Annotated in this window: 10 protein-coding genes; all 10 read left to right on the top strand. The window is 44.6% G+C overall.

All coding sequences use genetic code 11. From position 1 onward, the window contains the following. Window positions 1-6 precede the first annotated feature (6 nt). The 10 genes from AC59JO_RS02370 to AC59JO_RS02325 all read left to right on the top strand — a co-directional run bounded on the left by AC59JO_RS02370 (window position 7) and on the right by AC59JO_RS02325 (window position 18,941). Complete coding sequence (locus AC59JO_RS02370; protein ID WP_413669025.1) at window positions 7-1,008, top strand: 4-hydroxyproline epimerase; 1,002 nt, start codon at window positions 7-9, stop codon at window positions 1,006-1,008. Between the two features lie 261 nt (window positions 1,009-1,269). Next, complete coding sequence (locus AC59JO_RS02365; protein ID WP_413669024.1) at window positions 1,270-2,514, top strand: NAD(P)/FAD-dependent oxidoreductase; 1,245 nt, start codon at window positions 1,270-1,272, stop codon at window positions 2,512-2,514. Between the two features lie 426 nt (window positions 2,515-2,940). Then, complete coding sequence (locus AC59JO_RS02360) at window positions 2,941-3,843, top strand: AraC family transcriptional regulator (protein ID WP_121230305.1); 903 nt, start codon at window positions 2,941-2,943, stop codon at window positions 3,841-3,843. 40 nt (window positions 3,844-3,883) lie between these two features. Then, a complete protein-coding gene (locus AC59JO_RS02355) occupies window positions 3,884-5,683 on the top strand; it encodes a DUF885 family protein (protein ID WP_413669023.1) in 1,800 nt (599 codons plus the stop codon). 58 nt (window positions 5,684-5,741) lie between these two features. Further along, entirely contained in the window at window positions 5,742-7,175 is a 1,434-nt protein-coding gene (locus tag AC59JO_RS02350) for an APC family permease (RefSeq protein ID WP_497303123.1), read from the top strand. Between the two features lie 27 nt (window positions 7,176-7,202). Further along, a complete protein-coding gene (locus AC59JO_RS02345; protein WP_497303121.1) occupies window positions 7,203-9,425 on the top strand; it encodes a putative Ig domain-containing protein in 2,223 nt (740 codons plus the stop codon). A 196-nt stretch (window positions 9,426-9,621) separates the two neighbouring features. After that, complete coding sequence (locus tag AC59JO_RS02340; protein ID WP_497303119.1) at window positions 9,622-11,106, top strand: aldehyde dehydrogenase (NADP(+)); 1,485 nt, start codon at window positions 9,622-9,624, stop codon at window positions 11,104-11,106. Between the two features lie 90 nt (window positions 11,107-11,196). Beyond that, window positions 11,197-12,597: an aminopeptidase P family protein gene (locus tag AC59JO_RS02335; RefSeq protein ID WP_497303117.1), complete on the top strand. Its 1,401-nt coding sequence runs from the start codon at window positions 11,197-11,199 to the stop codon at window positions 12,595-12,597. 420 nt (window positions 12,598-13,017) lie between these two features. Continuing rightward, window positions 13,018-15,318: a S9 family peptidase gene (locus AC59JO_RS02330; RefSeq protein ID WP_497303115.1), complete on the top strand. Its 2,301-nt coding sequence runs from the start codon at window positions 13,018-13,020 to the stop codon at window positions 15,316-15,318. Between the two features lie 68 nt (window positions 15,319-15,386). Then, a complete protein-coding gene (locus AC59JO_RS02325) occupies window positions 15,387-18,941 on the top strand; it encodes a family 43 glycosylhydrolase (protein WP_497303113.1) in 3,555 nt (1,184 codons plus the stop codon). Window positions 18,942-18,999 lie beyond the last annotated feature (58 nt).

The following is an 18,999-nucleotide window of genomic DNA, read 5'->3' as shown; positions in this document are numbered from 1 at the left end:
TATCATATGGCAAGTAAAACTTTCTTTTGTGTTGATGCTCATACTTGCGGTAATCCCGTAAGGCTGGTGGCCGGCGGCGGTCCCACACTAAAAGGCGACAACATGAGCCAGAAACGTCAACACTTTTTAAAGGAGTACGACTGGATCAGGACAGGCCTGATGTTTGAGCCCCGCGGACATGATATGATGTCGGGAAGTATCCTGTATCCGCCTCACGACCCGGAAAACGATGTTGCTGTTTTGTTCATTGAAACCAGCGGTTGTTTACCAATGTGCGGTCACGGAACTATCGGCACCATCACTATAGCTATTGAGGAAGGACTGATCCAGCCTAAAACTCCGGGTATTGTGCGGATGGAAGCTCCTGCAGGTCTGGTATTGATCGAGTACAAGCAGGAGGGCAAAAAGGTAACTTCAGTAAAACTCAGGAACGTGGCCGCATATCTTGCCGCGACTGATTTAGAAGTGGAATGTCCTGACCTTGGCACGCTTACTATCGACGTTTCGTATGGTGGTAACTACTATGCCATTGTTGATCCTCAGCCTAATTTTAAAGGTATCGAACATTATACAGCCGGTCAGCTGATAGCCTGGAGCCAGGTGCTGCGTAAGCGCATTAACGAAAAATACCAGTTTGTACATCCGCAGGATCCTACTATCAATACCTGTACGCATATCCTTTGGGCAGGAGCAACCTTATCGGCAGATGCAACTGCCCGTAATGCAGTATTTTATGGCGATAAAGCTATCGACAGATCTCCTTGCGGAACCGGTACCTCAGCCCGTATGGCGCAATGGTTTGCCAAAGGTAAACTGAAAGTAGGTGAGCCTTTTATACATGAAAGTATCATCGGCAGTAAGTTTATTGGCAAGGTTGAGGATGTGGTGAAGATCAATGATATCGACGCCATTATACCAAGTGTAGAAGGCTGGGCTAAAGTTTACGGATACAACACCATCAAGATAGATGATGACGATCCTTATGCTCACGGCTTTCAGGTGATATAACTGGAATAGTCTTAAGTCTTGAGTCGTAAGTCTGAAAAGCAACTTTTAACTTACGACTCAGGACTTTCATGTTCCCTCAGGGTCTCTCGCAGAGGACCCTGAGGGTCACCGCTTTCTAAACATCTAACAAGTATTCAGAACAGCGAATCTGTATGGCGTATACATCAGGGTCCTCTTTGAGAGACCCTGATGGGACGTTTAAAAAAGAATTATTAACAAGCTTTCGGCGTTCAGCCTTAGGCTTTTAGCTTAAAATAAAAAATGGCAAAGCTGCTGATAATAGGAGGTGGGATAGTAGGGCTTAGTTCGGCTTATTATTTACAAAAGGCGGGACATGAGGTTACTGTGCTTGATAAAGGCGATATGACCGATAGCTGCTCATACGGAAACGCCGGTATGATAGTGCCAAGCCATTTTATCCCGCTGGCAACGCCGGGTATGGTTTCGCAGGGTATCAAATGGATGTTCAACAGCAAAAGCCCGTTCTATGTAAAGCCGTCCTTAAATCCCGAACTGATTTCCTGGGGATTGAAGTTTTTAAAGAAAGCCAATGCTGTGCATGTTGAAAAATCGGCGGTTCCGTTAACGGAGCTTTCCCTGCTCAGCAAAAAGCTTTATGAAGATTTGAGCAAGGAACCTGGTTTTGATTTCGACCTGGTTGAAAAAGGCATCCTGATGTTTTATAAAACCGAAAAGGCTGGCGAGGAAGAAGCGCACATGGCCGAAAAGGGCAGGGAATTAGGTTTGGATATGGCCGTGCTTAGTGTTGATGATTGCAAAAAGCTGCAGCCAAAGCTTGAGCTTGATGTGTTGGGTGCGGTACATTACCGCTGTGATGCGCACCTTTCGCCCAATAAACTGATGGCCGCATTGATCAAACATCTGAAAGCCGCTGGTGTAAAGTTGCTTACCAATAAAGAGGTAACTAAAATTGAAACCAAAGATGGTAAAGTGAGTAAGGTATTGGCAGGCAATGAAGAGTTTACAGCCGATGAATATATTATCGCTGGCGGCTCATGGTCGCCGGCTATTGGCAGGCTGTTGGGTTTAAAGATCCTGTTGATGCCGGGTAAAGGCTATTCATTTAATGTAAAGGATAACAGCGAAACCATGCACATTCCGGCTTTATTAGCCGAAGCCCGTGTTGCTATTACCCCAATGAATGGCGGCTTGCGTTACGGCGGTACTATGGAGCTTGACAAGATCAACGACCGTATCAACATGAACCGTGTAAAAGGCATTGTAGAATCAGTGCCGAAATACTTCCCGGGTTTAAAACCTGCTGTTCCTGAACAAAAAGATATCTGGTTCGGTTTCCGGCCTTCATCTGCAGATGGATTGCCTTATATTGGCAGGAGTAAACAATATAGCAACCTTACTGTAGCAACCGGACATGGTATGATGGGCTTGAGCCTTGGCGCGGCAACTGGTTTGCTGGCAAACGAAATTATTTCGGGCAAACCAACCTCTATTGATATTAAAGAATTTGCTCCTGAAAGATCTTAATTTAAACAATTGATTACCCTTCCGGCTTGCCGGAAAACGGAACCGCTCATTCACCCCTGATGAGCGGTTTTTTGCGCTAACAGGAGCACGTTTTATTACCTGTATCATAAAAAACAGGTTAAAAAACGGGTTTTCTGCGTAAAATGCATAGTTAGTGTAAAATGTACAATAGTTGTATTGTATACAATTAAAAATATTTTATTCGGCCAAATATTAGCTGTGGTGACTATAATTTTGATTTTAATTGTTTATATAACATTTAATTTACTTTCTATTTATTGGATAAAGATGGGTTTTTCGGTCAATTTTGGTACCTGTATCAACCATAAATTATCAAATATTGCCCGTATTTTATCCTTTTAACTTCATTTGTTAGCAAATTAAGTTAAGTAATTGTAAATTCAACAAGTGATAATCAAGTAGCAGATGAAAGTTTTACAATTTACTATCCCGGTTCCGCACGATAAAAGTGTGATAGCAGAAAAGGTCTGTTTGCCTTACCATTACCCCTACCTGCACCGTCATAAGGAAATTCAGCTCACCTGGATCCAGCAGGGAGAGGGGACTTTGATTGCAGGAAATAACATGCATGATTACTCTGCAGGCGATTTGTTTTTAATCGGCGCAAACCTGCCGCATGTGTTTAAAAGCAACCCCGAATATTTTGCTCCTAATGCCAACAAACAAATCGAAGCGCTTACCATATTTTTTAATCCTGAGGGCGCACTGGCTCCGTTGTTTAATTTGCCCGAGTTAAAGCCAAGCCTCATATTTATGCAGCAGCACCAGCAAGGCTTTAAATTGCCGCATTCTGTTGTTGATAAAGTATCGCAGATCATGATCGCTTTGCAAAAAGCATCAGGGCCTGATCAGTTGATCCAGTTTTTTCATTTGCTTAAAGGGCTTACCAATATCAAGGGTAAACTTGACCCTTTATCAACTTACGGCAACCTGCCGGGCATTACCGAAAATGAAGGGATCAGGATTGGTAATATTTATAACTATATTATGCAGCACTATAGCGAACCCATTACACTTGAGGATGTGGCTAAAGTTGCTTATATGACTCCCGAGTCGTTTTGCAGATATTTCAAAAAGCATACCGGTCATACTTTTATTTCATTTCTGAACGAGATCAGGATCAATGAGGCCTGTAAAAAGCTTATCGCTCATAAGTTTGAAAGTATTAATACGGTAGCTTACAAGTGCGGTTTTAAAAGCATTACCAACTTTAACCGGGTGTTCAAATGCGTAATTGGTAATTCGCCACGGGGCTATCTCGACTCATATAACAACAATCTTATCAGCCTGAACAGGGCTGCCAGCTAATACAACGGCTTTAATCTTTTTACCTCAAACCCAATATATCGTGCTTATTAATACTAAAACAACCATAAAAGGTTTGGCCCTTTATGCCCTTACTTTTGGTGCCCTTACTGCAAATGCGCAAACTGCTCCGGCCGGCAATTTGTATGAGCAAAGCAGCGAAGTAGCCGGTACCATCATCAGGTACGGGCAGGATATGAATGCCATCCGCGACTTTTATTCGCCCTATAACGTTAACGAGCGCGGCGAAGATCAGTACAAACAGGATGTGCTTAACTCGCCCGAACAGCGTAAAAGGTTAATTGAGGTTGATAATGATTACCTGAAGCAACTGGAGCAAACAGACTTTAATGCCCTGAGCATATACGGCAAGGTTGATTATATCTTGCTGAAAAAGCGTATTAACTTTGATCTGAAAGACCTGAAGAAGGAAGAAGGCCTGTACAGCCAGGCCGCCAAATATATTTCATTTGCCGATGAGATATACGCGCTTGAACAAAAACGTCGTCGCGGAACATTTGTGGATGGTGAAAAGATTGCAGGCGATTTGAACAAGATCCTGAAAGAACTTAAAGCCGATACAACAGCGTATCACAAACTTCCATCGGTGGATATGCCGGTGGCTAAAGTAACCAAAGCTGCTTTATTGGGTTTAAAAGGCCGTTTAAAGGACTTTTTTGGTTTCTATAATAAATACGACCCTTCGTTTACCTGGTGGGTGCCTGAACCTTATAAAGCCGTTGATAATGCGTTGGAAAGGTACAGCGAGCTGGCCATAAGCAAAGGAAAGCTGAATACCAGTCAAAAAAGCGATAGCAGCGGAATCAAAGGTGTGCCTATTGGCAGGGAAGAGTTGATAAGCCAATTACAGGCCGAGATGATCCCTTACACGCCCGAAGAGCTTATCAAGCTTGCCAATAAGGAGTTTGCCTGGTGCGATAAGGAAATGCTGAAAGCATCGCAGGAAATGGGTTTTGGCAGCGATTGGAAAAAGGCCCTCGAAAAAGTAAAAAACAGTTATGTGCCGGTAGGTCATCAACCCGAACTAATTGTTAAACTATACAATGATGCCCTTAGCTTTATCAAAGAGCGCGACCTGATCACGATACCGCCGCTTGCCGAAGAAACCTGGGGAATGGTGATGATGTCGCCGCAAAGGCAGTTGGTTAACCCGTTTTTTACCGGTGGCAAGGAGATCAGTATCTCGTACCCAACCAATACCATGCAGTATGACGACAGGCTGATGAGCATGCGCGGCAACAACCCTTACTTTTCGAGGGGCACTGTGCAGCATGAGCTGATCCCCGGTCATAACCTGCAATATTTTATGAACAGTCGCTACAAAGCTTATCGCCAGGATTTCGGGACACCGTTTGCCATTGAAGGCTGGGCTTTATACTGGGAACTGCTGTTGTACGATAAAGGCTTTGCCAAAACTCCTGAAGAGCGGGTAGGTATGCTGTTTTGGCGCATGCACCGTTGCGCCAGGATCATATTCTCGCTCAATTATCATTTAGGCAACTGGACACCACAGCAATGTATCGACTTTTTGGTTGACCGTGTGGGCCATGAACGAGCCAATGCAGAAGGAGAAGTAAGGCGTTCGTTTGAAGGTGGCTACAGTCCGCTTTACCAGGTAGCTTATCTGCTGGGTGGTTTACAACTAACAGAATTGAGGAAAGAACTGGTTGATAGCGGAAAAATGACCTATAAGCAGTTTCACGATGCTGCCATTAAAGAAAACCTGATCCCGGTTGAGATGCTTCGTGCCACACTGACTAACCAGGCTTTAACTAAAGATTTTACAACAAGCTGGAAGTTCTACGACTTCGGAGACAAATAGTTAATAAAACAGCATTAATGGCAAGCTTTATGCTTTCAGCTTTTAGCTAAAAAAAATTATGGAGAACAGCACTTCTTTTAAGCCTTCGTTGCGATTAATGGATGCCACCATGCTGGTGGCGGGCAGTATGATAGGCTCCGGTATTTTTATTGTGAGCGCCGATATTACCCGCAATGTGGGTAGTGCAGGCTGGCTGCTATTTGTTTGGCTCATCACCGGTTTTATGACCCTTACCGCCGCCCTGAGTTACGGCGAACTGAGTGCCATGTTCCCGAGGGCGGGCGGGCAATATGTATACCTGAAGGAAGCTTATAGTCCTTTGGTTGGCTTTTTGTACGGATGGAGTTTCTTTACAGTGATCCAAACGGCTACCATAGCCGCGGTGGGCGTGGCTTTTGCCAAGTTCACTGCATACCTCATCCCGCAATTAAGTGAAAGCCTTGTTGCTATAGATCTGGGCTTCGTAACGGTATCCCCGGCTCAGCTGCTTTCAATTTTGGTGATCGTTTTTTTAACTTATATCAACACCCGCGGTGTTAACAGCGGCAAAATTGTGCAAACCATTTTTACCATGGCCAAGCTACTGAGCTTGTTGGGTTTAATTGTGTTTGGCTTGTTTGCTTTAAAAGCTTCGGTATGGAATGAAAACTGGAAAAATGCCTGGAGCATGCATAGCCTCAGCGCTAATGGTTCCATTGCTTCATACACCACCATTGCTGCCCTTGGGGCAATAGCATCGGCCATGGTTGGTTCCATATTCAGCAGCGATTCATGGAACAACGTAACCTTTATTGCAGGAGAGATCAAAAATCCGAAAAGAAATATTGGTTTAAGCCTGGCTTTGGGTACGCTGATCGTAACCGTGATTTATATTTTAACCAATGTGATGTATACGGGAGTGCTTTCCCTGCATGATATTGCCAGCGCGGATAAGGACAGGGTAGGTGTGGTGGCTTCGCAACACATCTTTGGCAGTTCGGGTACGGTGATCATTGCATTGCTGATCATGGTATCAACCTTTGGCTGTAACAACGGCCTGATCATGTCGGGCGCGAGGGTTTACTACTCCATGGCTAAGGACGGGCTTTTCTTTAAAAAAGTAGGAATGTTAAATAAAAACTCGGTACCGGGCTTTGGTTTGTGGTTACAATGTGTTTTTGCCTGCCTGTGGAGCCTGAGTGGTAAATACGGAGATCTGCTGGATATGATCTCTTTTGTTGTTGTAGTTTTTTACGTGCTTACCATCATCGGGATTTTTATCCTCCGCAAAAAAATGCCCAACGCCGAGCGGCCTTACAAAGCTTTTGGCTACCCGGTATTGCCAATAGTTTATATCATTATGGGTATCGCTTTTTGCCTGTTGCTCATCAAATACAAACCCGCTTATACATACCCGGGCCTAATCATAACCCTGACAGGCATCCCGGTTTATTACTTGATAGGTGGCAGCAAAAAACATAAAGTTGCCGAACTCCCGATTGAAAGTTTATAGGCCGGGAACGTTCTATTATCTCAATTCATGAAAAAGATCTTATCACTGCTATGGCTTTTAACTATTGCCATAGCAGTTTCCGCTCAAAACGGAAATTTTATCAAGCTGAGCACTGCAAAGTTCTCCACCGGAAATGATACAGCCTGGAAAGAAGTCGGTTTCAACGATACTCAATGGAAAAACATCAAAGTTGGTGATGTTTGGCAGGAGCAGGGCTATCCCGATTATCATGGCTTTGCCTGGTACCGGATTCATGTGACAATCCCATCATCGTTAAAAAAGCAGGCGGTTTGGGCCGATAGTTTGCGGATATTCCTCGCGCATGTTAATGATGTGGATGAAACTTATTTTAATGGCAAACTGATCGGTAAAACCGGGGCGTTCCCCGAAGATAAGGGTGGATATGTAAGCAAGTGGCCTGCTGTGCGTAATTATTGCGTAGCGGCAGATGATCCGGCAATTAAATGGGACGCGGAAAATATCATCGCCATAAAAGTGTATGACGGTGGCGGATCTGGTGGTATTTTTATGGCAAGCCCTTATATTGATATGCTGGAGAAATTTGATGGCATTGTCTTTACTCAAACCGATATCAGCTTTTTGCCCAACGCGCAATCGATACGTAAATTAACGGTTAGCAATAGCTTTAAAACCAATATAACAGGGAAGTTTCACTACCGGATCACAGACGAGGTAACTGAAAAAACAATTGCCGAAAAAACAGTAAGCGCGAACCTGCAGCCCCTGGGCAAGGAAACTTATACGCTTATTTTTCCGCATCGTGAGGGCATTAAACTGTTTTATGAATTTACCGAAGCGGCATCAGGCAAGACCAAAACTTTTGCTGAGATAGCACCTTATTTGCTTACTCCTAAAGCATCGTTAAAACCAATGATTAATGGGGCTTCGGTTTTAGGCGTGCATCCCGGTTCTCCGGTACTTTATAAAATTGCGGCAAGCGGACAAAAGCCCTTAAACTATACAGTTAAAAATCTTCCGCAGGGCTTAGTGCTTGATAATAAAACAGGTATTATAACCGGTGTAGCACCTGAAGCGGGAGATTACAAAGTATCTGTTTCGGTAAGCAATAATTTAGGAAGAAGCGAACGCGTATTGACCATTAAATCGGGCAAACTGTTGGCGCTTACCCCGCCCATGGGCTGGAACAGTTGGAACTGCTGGGGACTAAACGTAAGCGATGAAAAGGTAAGGCTTTCGGCCAGGGCTATGGTAGATAAAGGGCTCACCGAATATGGCTGGAACTACATCAATGTGGATGATGGCTGGCAGGCACCGGCAAGACAACCAAACGGAGAAATAGCGCCTAATGAAAAGTTTCCGGATATGAAAGCGTTGGGAGCTCATCTGCATCAGCAAGGCTTAAAATTTGGTATTTATTCATCGCCGGGAGCTAAAACCTGTGGAGGATACCTGGGTTCGTTAGGGCACGAGGGACAGGATGCCGCCACTTATTTTAACTGGGGTGTTGATTATTTAAAATACGACCTGTGCAGTTATTCGGATCAAACGGCTGGTGATACCACATTGTTCGCACAGCAAAAACCGTACATGGTAATGCGCGATGAACTGGCGAAACAACAGCGTGACATCGTTTACAGCATTTGCCAGTACGGCATAAAAGAAGTTTGGAAATGGGGTGCGCAAATGAACGGCAACCTGTGGCGCACTACTGAGGATATTACCGATACCTGGGAAAGTTTGTATGGGATTGGCTTCAGTCAAACCAATAATGCGGCCTATGCCGGGCCCGGAGGATGGAACGATCCTGATATGCTCATTTTAGGCAGGGTAGGCTGGGGCGAAAACCTGCACCAAACCAATTTGACGCCTTATGAGCAGTATACCCACATGAGCTTATGGAGCCTGTTATCGGCACCGCTGCTTATTGGCTGCGATATGGATAAGCTTGATGATTTTACCCTTAACCTGTTAAAAAACCGTGAGGTTATAGCTATTGATCAGGATGTGGCTGGCAAGCAGGCCTTGCGGGTAATTAATAATAAACAGATCCAGGTTTGGGTTAAGCAACTGGCAGATGGCAGCAAAGCTATAGGTATTTTCAATCTTGGTGAAAAATATTCGAAGTATACGCTTGATTTTAAGAATATCCATATAGGCAAGGTTAAAATAGTGCGGGATCTCTGGCAGCAAAAAGATATCGCCAAAAATATTGCTGCTGTGTCTTGTAACATCCCGCCGCATGGGGTAAGGTTTTATAAATTGATGTAAACAAGACGTTTGCCTATGTGTTGAGTACTTAATCGCTTGACCGTTTTTTAATCTGTTTTGAAGTTGCGCTTTAGAAATAAGATAAAATCCTGCTATAACTGGTTAGGAATCTTCAGTACACATCATAAAAGGTTAAATATATTTGCTCTCGCATATTAATGGCGTAAGCCGTTCATTTTTTAATAAAATATCTGCCATGGCTAACAACTTCAAAGAAGAAAGCACCGAAGAAATAAATATCATCATGCAGCAATCGCAAAGCGCGTTTGAGGCTTATCAAAAAACAAGTGCCGAACAAAAGGCCCTGTTTTTAGAAGCTATTGCTGATGAAATAGAAGCAATAGGCGATGCCCTGCTTCAAAAAGCAGCTGAAGAAACTAACCTTCCATTACCCCGTTTAACCGGCGAGCGCGCCCGTACAACCGGCCAGCTGCGCATGTTTGCAGGCATGCTGCGCGAAGGAAGCTGGGTTGAAGCGAGTATTGATACTGCCTTGCCAAACAGAACACCGTTGCCCCGTCCGGATCTCCGCAAGATGCTTGTTCCGCTGGGACCGGTAGTTGTTTTTGGTGCGAGTAACTTTCCGTTTGCCTATTCAACCGCAGGTGGCGATACGGCAAGTGCGCTGGGTGCAGGTTGTTCGGTAGTGGTAAAAGCTCACCCCGCTCATGCCGAAACTTCTGAAATGGTTTATCAGGCTATCAAAAAAGCAATAGTGAGCAGTAATATGCCTGAACATGTTTTCCAGCATGTACACGGTACTTCGTTTGAAAGTGGTAAAGCACTGGTTCAGGCAGATGATACCGCTGCAGTTGGCTTTACAGGCTCAACTGTTGGTGGTTTAGCGCTGCTGCAATATTCGTCAGAGCGTAAAAAGCCTATCCCTGTATTTTCAGAAATGGGCAGCATCAACCCTGTTATATTTTTACCGGATACTTTAAACAAAAACGCCGCCGACCTGGCTGCGCAATATGCAGGTTCCATTACTTTAGGCGTTGGTCAGTTTTGTACCAATCCCGGCTTAATGCTGGCTGTTGAGGGCGAAGGCCTGGATAATTTCTATAAGCTATTGGGTAATGGTATTGAAGGTGTTAAACCTGCCAAAATGCTGCATGCCGGCATTCATTCGGCTTATGAGAAAAAGAGCCATGCGGCTTTGGAGCAGAGCGGTGTTACCAGCGTTGTGAAATCAGCTACTGAAGCCATCGACATCGAAGCTCAACCAACCATAGCACTGGTAAGCGCCGAAACTTTCCTTGAAAATCACTTATTGCACGAGGAGGTGTTTGGCCCTTATTCATTAATGGTAGCTTGTAAAGACGAACAGGAACTGATCAAAGTATTAAAATCAGTATCAGGCCAGCTTACTACTACAGTAATGGGTACCGATGAGGATTTTGCAGGGCATTCAAACCTGCTTCAATTACTGCCTTCAATTGCAGGTAGGGTACTGTTTAACGGCGTACCAACCGGTGTTGAGGTTTGCGCCAGCATGGTACATGGCGGACCGTTCCCGGCCACTACCGATAGCCGTTTTACCGCGGTAGGTATCAATGCAGCTAAGCGTTGGGTACGCCCGGTTTGCTACCAAAACTGCCCGGACGCGCTGTTGCCATTGGCATTACAACAAGCCAATCCAACAAACATCTGGCGCTTATTTGATGGCGAATGGAAAAAATAGTGAGCCGTTAAACATCATCAGATAATCAAATTTCAATTATACTTGCACATGCCGGTTCCTCAACAGAGCCGGCATGTTTAATTTTGCATTATGAAACTTCAATTTTTTGATCAGCAGGTTTACGTACAGCGCCGCAATGTTTTAAAACAAAGCATGGGCAGTAATGGCATCATCGTTTTGTTAGGGAACGAGGAGAGCAGCATGAACTATAAAGACAATACTTATCTGTTCAGGCAGGATAGCAGCTTTCTATATTACTTTGGGCTTGATGTAGTCGGCCTGGCGGCTATTATTGATACCGATACCGGCGAAGAAGTGATCTTCGGTAACGATCTCACCATTGATGATATTATCTGGACAGGAACACTTCCCTCGGTTGGGGAAATGGCCACGCTGGTTGGCGTTTCACAAACCAGGCCTTATGCCGAAATCAAACATTACATTCATAAAGCAGTTACCGGTGGTCGCCCGGTTCATATCCTGCCGCCTTATCGCCCCGAAAATAAGATCAAGCTGGCCGATTGGTTAAACACCAGTCTGGAAGATGTTGCCGGTCGCGTTTCATTACAGTTGGTAAAAGCTGTGATAGCTCAAAGAGTGATCAAAACCCCGCTGGAGGTTGCCGAAATAGAAAAGGCTGTATCCATCAGCGTTGATATGGAACTTGCCGTAATGAAATATGCCCGCCCCGGTATCAGGGAATACGAGTTGGTTGCCAAAGCACATGAAGTGGCGATTGCTAATGATTCACGTTTGGGATATCCGGCTATCATCACCAAACATGGCCAAACTTTGCATACGCATTATTACGGTAATATCCTGGAAGAAGGTGATATGGTACTAAGCGATATCGGCGCCGAGAATGCTATGCACTATGGCGGCGACCTTACCCGTACATTCCCGGTAGGTAAGCAGTTCAGCACCCGCCAAAGGGAGTTGTATGATGTGGTGTTAAATTCCATGGATCATGCCATCGGTATGCTTAAGCCAGGCGTCCGCTACAAAGATGTACATATCCAGGCCTGCCAGAAACTGGCAGAAGGCCTTAAACAGGTAAACCTGATGAAAGGCGACCCGGTCGAGGCCGTTGCGGCCGGCGCTCACGCCATGTTTTTTCAATGCGGCTTAGGCCACATGCTGGGCATGGATACCCATGATATGGAAGACCTGGGCGAGCAATATGTTGGCTATACAGATACTTTGAAAAAGGAAACCGTCTTTGGCTTAAAATCATTAAGGCTTGGCCGTGAGCTGGAAGCCGGTTATGTACTTACTGTTGAGCCGGGTATCTATATTATCCCTGAGCTGATAGACCGCTGGCAGGCCGAAAAGAAATTCAGCGAGTTTATTAATTACGATGTGCTGAATACCTACCGCGATTTCGGCGGCATCCGTATTGAGGATAACTTTTTAATAACCGATACCGGCAGCCAGTTATTGGGTAAATATCTACCTAAAACAAGGCAGGAAATTGAGGCGTTAAGAGGATAGTTTAGTAGTGCATAGTCTACCCATATCTTTTAAATATTATGACGAATAAAAGAAGATGTCATTTCGAACGAACCAGTTTGGGAATGTGCGGGCGCGGTGAGGAGAAATCCTAATACATCCAGCTCTAAACCATGTACGACGGTTATACAGGGCGTATAAGATTTCTCTTTCGCCCTCAGGCGCTATAGCCACCTCTGCTCTATCGAAATGACATTTTCTTTTAATAAAAAGATTTGGGTACAAGATAGACTTACAGGTGCTTACTGTTTTACGGTGATTACTTGCTCCTTTAATAACGAAACAAATCGGCCCGCATCTGCAAAGATGCGGGCCGATTTTGCTAAATGCCTGCTATGATGTGTTAATTTATGGAAACATCATTTAGCCAATGTTGGGTACTTTTACGCAACACTATAACTTATGGCAAGGTACCACCAATATTTACTGTTAACTGTTTTGTTAGCAGCTGCGGGCAAATCAGCGGATGCACAACAAACAAAAACTACACCTTATTATCCCACCCATGCTGAAGTGCTGCAAAACTATAAAGCAGCCGATGCACTTGACTCTGCATTAAAAAAGGTACCGTATGTTACCAACGTGCGACCTAACTGGCAGACCGGTGGCAATCAATTCTGGTACAGTAAAAGAATTGCCAATAACCAAACAGCTTACATTGTTGTTGAACCCGTAAAAGGGACTAAGAAAACGTTTGTTGAAAGCGGACAGCTAAGCCCGGAGGTAAGCAAAATAACAGGCAAAACCATAAAAGACGGCAGCTTTAAAATTGACGATATGTTTTTAAGTGCCGATAAAAAGCAGGCCACTTTTAAAACAAGCAATACCTGGCTTAAGTGTGATCTGGCCTCGCTTCAATGCAGTAAAACTACCGATACCGTACACCAAAGTTATGATAACGATAAACCTTTGCAGGTACGCCATTACCGCTGGGAAGGTATGACCGCCGATTCCGTATCGCCGGATAAACAATGGTCGGCTTTTGTAAAAGGTGGTAATATCATTGTTAAATCGCTTAAAGGTTCAACCGAGATCAAATTAACTACGGATGGCAATTTAGATAAGCCTTACGGCGAACTTAGCTGGTCGCCGGATAGTAAGCACCTGGTAGGGTATCGCATCGATCCCCAAAAAACAAAAGAGGTTTATTACCTGCTAAGCTCGGTACCGGGGACTACGCGTGCAGTGCTGAAATCGCATGAGTACGATCAGCCGGGCGATGAGTTTACCTCGTACCAGCAATATATATTCAACATCGCCGATAAAAGCGCTATAAAAACCGATGCCGAAAAGATCGATTTTTTTGGTGCACCGCAACTACATTGGCGCGATGGCAACAGCCGCTACTTTACCTATGAAAAGGCCGATCGCGGGCATCAGCGTTTCAGGGTTATTGAGGTAGATATTACCAACGGCAAAACCCGTAACATCATTGACGAAAAAACCAATACTTTCATTTACGAACAACGGATCTTCACTTATTACAGCGCTAAAACACATGAGATAGTCTGGGTTACCGAAAAAGACGGATGGCGTCATATTTACCTTGTTGATGAACTTACCGGTAAAGAAAAACTGGTAACCAAAGGTGATTGGGTGGTGCGCGATGTTGACAGCGTTGATGTTAAGAAAAGGCAGATCTGGTTTAAAGGCAGCGGTAAAAATGAAGGTGAGGACCCTTACTTTATGCACTACTACCGGATAGGTTTTGATGGTAAAAACCTTACCGACCTTACGCCGGAAAAAGGTAACCATAGCGTAACATTCTCACCTGATAGAAAATATTATATCGATACTTATTCGGAAGTAAACATCGCTCCCAAAATAGTGATTAAAAACACTGCCGATCTGAAAATAATTATGGAACTGGAGCACACTGATTTGACAGGTCTTTTAGCTACCGGAGTAAAACTCCCTGAGGTATTTGTTGCGAAAGCGAGGGACGGTAAAACAGATATCTGGGGTGTGGTTTACCGCCCTGCCAATATGGATCCTAACAAAAGATATCCCGTAATTGAAAATATTTATGCTGGTCCGCAGGATTCATTTGTGCCTAAAAGTTTTTCGGCTGTAAACGAGATGCAAAGCATTGCCCAATTAGGTTTTATTGTGGTACAGATGGACGGCATGGGAACAGCCAACCGCTCCAAAGCATTTCATGATGTATGCTGGCATAACCTTGCCGATGCCGGTTTTGCCGACCGTATCTTATGGATGCAGGCGCTTGCGGCCAAATATCCACAAGTTGATATCAGCAGGATAGGCGTTTATGGCACATCGGCCGGTGGGCAAAACTCTGCAGGTGCATTGCTGTTCCACCCTGAATTTTATAAGGCTGCGGTATCTGCCTGTGGCTGTCATGATAACCGGATAGATAAACAGTGGTGGAACGAACAATGGATGGGCTACCCCGTTGGGCCGCATTATGAACAGCAATCAAACATTACCAATGCCGCTAAATTGCAGGGCGACCTGATGCTGATTGTTGGCGAGGCCGATAACAATGTTCCGCCCGAATCGACTTTCCGTTTTGCGGATGCGCTGATCAAAAGCAATAAAATGTTCGATTTGCTGGTGGTACCCGGTATGGGCCATAGTGATGGCGGCCCATACGGCCGTAAAAAGAAACGCGACTTTTTTGTAAAGCACCTGCTTAACGCCGAGCCGCCTGCAAGGAATACAGATGAACTGGCGCATAATTAAATCATATTAGGCAGAGTAGTAAAATGCGTAAATTTCAGCTAACAGTATTTCTTTCATGGTGTTTCTGCATGGCAGCACTAACCGGCTATTCGCAGCAACAGTCGGCCACAGCTCCGGGCAATGGCAATCCCATCATCCCCGGTTACTTTGCCGACCCAACCGTGAGGAAATTTGGCGATACCTATTACATTTACGCAACTACTGATGGTAACGGCGGCGGACATGGCCCTTCGCAAGTGTGGACATCCAAAGATTTTGTGAACTGGACCATGCATGATATGAACTGGCCTACCTCCAATTACTACTGGGCTCCCGATGTCATCAACGGTAACGACGGCAGGTATTACATGTACTACTGCCAGCCGGTTGATATTTATGGGGCGTCATCAACAAGCCCTACAGGGCCGTGGACACCCTTGCTGCCTGATGGCAAATCAATAATCCCCAATTATTTTATTCCCGGAGTGATTACGCTGGATGGGCAAACTTTTAAAGATGACGATGGCAAAATCTATATGTTTTGGGGCACCTGGGGCATCTATCCAGACCACGGTTGCGGTGTAGGTTTGTTAAATCCGGATATGCACACTTTCGCCAAAACGGCAAAGATCCCCAATACCATCGCCAAAGATTTTTTTGAAGCACCTTTCATGTTTAAACGGAAAGGCATCTATTATTTCACCTACTCATCTGGCCTTTGCGAAGACTCCACCTACAGGGTGCAATATGCTATCAGCAAAACCGGGCCGATGGGGCCATTTGAATTTGGTAAAAATAACCCGGTGCTGAGCACTAATAGTGATGGAACTATCCACGGGCCGGGCCATGAGTCGGTAGTACAGGTTGGTGATGATTTTTACATGGTATATCACCGGCACAACAACCCGCACTCCAACGGGGGCTATCACCGGCAGGTTTGTGCGGATAAAATCGTGTTTGATGCGGATGGTAATATCGAGAAAGTTGTTCCAACCCATCTTGGCGTTGGCTTATTAGGAAAAAGTACTATTAATACTCTCGATGAGGCTTATCAGAAAAAGGTAACCGCTTCATCTTACTATAATGAGAATTATAAACCCTCTTTCGCGGTTGATAATAATAATGGTACATTATGGAAACCGGCCGATAACGGCGCTAAACCCGCATGGCTTACCATTGATTTGGGAGCTATGAAAACAGTACAACAAGTATTAACCCAGTTCGAATATGCCACCTGGTATTATCAATACTTAATTGAATCATCAGCAGATGGGAAAAGTTGGCAGGTGTTTTCTGACAGGAGAGAAAATCAACAGCACGGCTCGCCGATGGTAGATTCCGGGAATACTAAAGCCCGATATATTCGGTTAACCATAACAGGAACAGAATACCCCGGTTTGTATAAGGCAGTTTGGAATGTGAAAGTTTATGGTGAACGGGTAGTAACCGGAACTGCCGCTGATGCAAACAAAGAAGAATTATCTAAAACTATCTCCCCCAAAATTGGAAAAACTATAAAGAAAGGTAAAGACGGTTTATTAGTAAACCTCGATGCCGCCAACTTCCAGGCGGGCGAAGCACTAACTCAATGGACTAATAACGGCAAATTGGGCGGCAATTTTACAGCATCGGGCAAACCTCCGGTTGTTGATATCATGGCGGGTAAAAAGGCTTTAGTGTTTGGCGGAACTCAGGCGCTTAAATCATCAGTTGCTGTACCGCTATCGCTTGCAGGTAATAACAGCTATACAGTAGCGTATGAGGTTTACACCGATCAGATCAGGGATGAAAACCCGGTACTAAGCTGGACAAATGCCGAATCGGATCATCGGGGGGCTACTTTCGGCTTCGGAAGTAATAAAACCGCCGGTGCGGTACAGCATTTCGGTGTTTCCGATTTCCAATACAAAACAATGCCTGCTGCCGGGAAATGGCACAAGGTAGTAATTACTTTTGATGGCTCGTTTGAAAAATTATTTGTTGATGGCGAACTGAACAATACAGAAAATAAGATGCTGTTTTTGCAGCCGGCAGATAAGTTTATCATCGGTGCTAAAACAAACCGTTCTGCATATTTTTCGGGTGCAATCTCATCCCTCAAAATTTACGACAGGCCGCTGGCTGATAGTGTAATAAAACAATGGGCTTTACATCCCGAAAAGTCAGATATCGCTGTTTACCTCGATGCCTCAAAACTTAACTATGGCCCGCTTCAAAAATGGGCAAATAACGGCGATGCGGGTGGGGCTTTCCTATCTGCTGACGGACGAGGCGCGGAAGTAACGGATGTTAAAGGGAAGGTAGCTGTTAATTTTACGGGTAAAAGCCCACTTGTATTTAAGAACGATCTTTCGGTCAACAGCAAAGATGGTTACAGCATAGCTTTAAATGTTTATCAAAGCACATCTGCCCAAAATGGTTCAATACTGAAATCAAAATCATCCGCGGAACCTTTAATCAGTGCCGGTAAATATTTAAGCGGAGGTAACTGGCATTATATCATTAAAACCGTTAGCGGGAATAGCAGTAAACTATATGTGGATGGCGCATTGATATCAACTACTTCAAAAGCCAATAGTCTTAAAGATGAGCTATTATTGGGGAATGATTTTAGCGGAGCTATCAATAGTCTTGTGGTTTATAAACACAGTTTGTCATCGACAGAAATCAAGCAGTTAAGTAGTGCCTGGAAGCAGAACTATCACTCACCTGTAGCCGGATCGTTAACTTTTAAAGTTGTTCCCAAAGCCGTAACGCCAGATATGGTTGAGATGCAGGCACCTGAATATGCTTCAGTGCAATCAAATCTTCAGTATGATTTTATCAATGAGGTGGATAGCAGTAAATCAAGCGGCTGGCAGGCTGATTCGCATTATATCAGCTACGGGCTTAAGCCAGATAAAAACTACAGCTATTCTTTTAAAGTAAAGGATAACTACGGTAACGTAAGTCCGAAAACAGCGGCTTTGCCGGTAAGTACATCTTCGGCATTGTTTAATGTCGTTATGGATGGGTTCCCGGTTAAAAAGGATTTTGTAGCTGACGGTACCGCAGACACTATATGGAACGGTTTAATTGGTGGAGGCGATAAGCGGGAGGGCAAGGCTTTTATCAGCGATAACATGCTCACATTAGAGTCAAAAGGCTCAAACTGGGATGGAAACCTGCCTTACGGCCCATTTTTGTACAGCAACGTTTCAGGCGATTTTGTGGCCGAGGTAGAAGTAACTGATGTAAGCGGCCTTAAAGAAAAAAAGGTAGCCGGTAACAGCGATATGGGCTTGATGGTACGGAAAGCCAAACAACCCGGCGCTGAGGGCAGCGAAAACCTGATCCAGAATAGTATTTTCCCGGCCTGGAATTGCGGAAACATGCTTACCAATTATAAAACCGGCGACCGGATGCAAACCAATACACAAACCGGCTGGAATTATAACCGCTACTTACAGATCCAAAAATCAGGCGATGTGTTTTACATCAGGAGCAGCAGCGACGGAGTACATTGGGCTGACCTGCCCGGAAGTCCGGTTTCAAGACCTGATTTAAGTGGCAATCCTTTACAGATCGGCCTTTATCACAGCACCTACGGGCCGCACCGTTCATATGTTAAATTCTCCAATTTTAAACTCATCTCAAAGAAATAAGCGACGCAAAATAAAGGTTCATCGATAACATCGAACACTTTATCGACACATAACACTT

It is taken from the genome of Mucilaginibacter sp. A5337 (genome assembly GCF_059690695.1).
This window is presented reverse-complemented; position numbering and strand designations above follow the sequence as displayed.